At 55.6% G+C, this 1,324-nt stretch carries 1 pseudogene; it reads right to left on the reverse strand.

Features of this window, described 5'->3' with window-relative positions:
- Window positions 1-1,324 (reverse strand): annotated as a pseudogene (locus ACIP1X_RS28990) (DNA-directed RNA polymerase subunit beta'); the annotation flags it as partial.

A 1,324-nucleotide genomic window follows, 5' to 3' on the forward strand; every position in this document is an offset into this window, starting at 1 on the left:
TGGCGTCGATCCACAGTTGATCCAGCGGAATCACCGCCATCAGCGCAGTACCCGGCTCACCGATGGACTGGGCAGCGATAACACCGACCGCTTCACCGATGTTCACCTGGTGACCACGAGCCAGATCGCGGCCGTAGCACTTGGCGCAGATACCGTAGCGGGTTTCGCAGCTGATCGGCGAGCGAACGATCACTTCGTCGATGCTGTTGAGTTCGATGAACTCGACCCACTTCTCGTCTACCAGCGTGCCGGCAGGAACGATGACTTCTTCGGTACCAGGCTTGAATACGTCACGGGCAATAACACGACCCAATACGCGCTCACCCAACGGCTCTACAACGTCACCGCCTTCAATGTGCGGAGTCATCAGCAGACCGTGTTCGGTGCCGCAATCGATCTCGGTTACAACCAGATCCTGCGCCACGTCTACCAGACGACGAGTCAGGTAACCGGAGTTCGCAGTTTTCAACGCGGTATCCGCCAGACCTTTACGAGCACCGTGGGTCGAGATGAAGTACTGAAGTACGCTCAAACCTTCACGGAAGTTCGCAGTAATCGGCGTTTCAATGATGGAACCGTCCGGCTTGGCCATCAGACCACGCATACCGGCCAGCTGACGAATCTGTGCTGCGGAACCCCGCGCACCCGAGTCGGCCATCATGTACATCGAGTTGAAAGACTCTTGATCGACTTCAACGCCGTGACGGTCGATAACCTTCTCTTTCGAGAGGTTGGCCATCATTGCCTTGGAAACTTCGTCGTTCGCTTTCGACCAAAGGTCGATCACTTTGTTGTACTTCTCGCCCTGGGTTACCAGGCCGGAGGCGTACTGGCTCTCGATCTCTTTCACTTCGTCGGTAGCGGCACCGATGATGCGGGCTTTCTCGTCCGGGATAACGAAGTCGTTAACACCGATGGAAACGCCGGAGATTGTCGAGTAAGCGAAACCGGTGTACATCAACTGGTCAGCGAAGATCACGGTCTCTTTCAAACCAACCACGCGGTAGCACTGGTTGATCAGCTTGGAGATCGCCTTTTTCTTCATTGGCAGGTTGACGACGTCGTACGACAGACCTGGCGGAACAACCTGGAACAACAGCGCACGGCCAACGGTAGTGTCGACGATACGGGTGTTCTTGACGCTGCCACCGTCACGATCATTAACGGTTTCGTTAATACGTACTTTAACTTTGGCGTGCAGTGCGGCTTCGCCGGCACGGAACACACGGTCAACTTCCTGCAGATCCGCGAATACACGACCTTCGCCCTTGGCGTTGATCGCTTCACGAGTCATGTAGTACAGACCCAATACAACGTCCTGCGA

It is taken from the genome of Pseudomonas sp. NPDC088885, from assembly GCF_044750025.1.
Lineage (GTDB): Bacteria > Pseudomonadota > Gammaproteobacteria > Pseudomonadales > Pseudomonadaceae > Aquipseudomonas > Aquipseudomonas rustica.